Origin of the sequence: uncultured Campylobacter sp., from assembly GCF_938018035.1 — a bacterium.
Taxonomy (GTDB): domain Bacteria; phylum Campylobacterota; class Campylobacteria; order Campylobacterales; family Campylobacteraceae; genus Campylobacter_B.
This window is the reverse complement of sequence record NZ_CALIJF010000121.1, coordinates 1-1,039: the sequence shown is the minus strand read 5'-3', so window position 1 is coordinate 1,039 and position 1,039 is coordinate 1. Positions and strand designations below refer to the sequence as shown.

The following is a 1,039-nucleotide window of genomic DNA, read 5'->3' as shown; positions in this document are numbered from 1 at the left end:
GCATATGTTTTTAGCGCCTCAAACTTTCTCATTTTCTATCCTTTCTGAAGAATTCTTCTATCATCTTTTGATTACATATATCCAAATACTTCTCCCTGCCGCTATTGCAAGATATCCCGTATCCTCTCGACTCGCTTCCAAAAGCCTTTATAAAGCTTTCGCCTAACGCTCCTTGGTATCTTACGTTTTCGTATATATTATCGGCTAGTATCCTGCCCGTTTTTCTATCTTTTATGATTCCGCCGTAGTTAAAGCTTAGACCGATTAGGTCGTCAAGAAAGGTTTTGATATTTGGTGCCGGCTCTATGCGCCAGTCCGTCATCCTATTTTCTTTTTCCAATACCAACTCTATATCGGCTATCTCATCTTCATTGATTTCTTTACGAGCTACGCATTTGTCTTTGTAAATTTGCTTGAGATCTTTCATATTGTATTTTATGTAGCTTAATATTTTAGACGGTTTTATATCTATCATCGAGGCGTTTCTGTCATCAAGTAACGATTTTATCTCTCTGATTATCTTATCATCACTTTCATGATTTGGTTGCAGTTGATTAAAAAATATATTTAATTCTTCATATGTTATCGGGATACTCTTTAAAAAGCCTCTTGTGCTTAACTTGGCTGATAAAAAGCACTCTTGTGCGGTATAGTCATCCAGATAAATTCTAAAATATTTACCGTTTGTGACAGGATTTTCGCTTTTTTCTTTATAATCTATGAAATTTACGTAGCCGTTTATCAAAGATATGAAATTCGCATCGGTCGTATTTGCAGGGAAATTTAGCCAATTGGTTGGATCTATCAAAGGAAAACCGCTTATATTCCATTCGACTATTTCTCTTTCTCCGGCATAGTAAGCGTGTATGGCGGGCTTTTCATAGACGTTTATCTTGGCATATTTAAAATCATAATAGGCCATAATTGCTTTAAGTACGACAATATCCCCGAAAAACACCATAAACCAAACAAAAAGCCAAAGCAGTTTGCGTTTGCCTTTAGGGGCGATTAAGGCGACAAAAAAGCTTATGGTAAAAAA

Annotated in this window: 1 protein-coding gene; it reads right to left on the bottom strand. The window is 36.0% G+C overall.

The window, feature by feature from the left end:
• Positions 1–28 precede the first annotated feature (28 nt).
• Positions 29–1,030: a hypothetical protein gene (locus tag Q0257_RS03750; RefSeq protein WP_298021713.1), complete on the bottom strand. Its 1,002-nt coding sequence runs from the start codon at positions 1,028–1,030 to the stop codon at positions 29–31.
• Between the last annotated feature and the right edge of the window lie 9 nt (positions 1,031–1,039).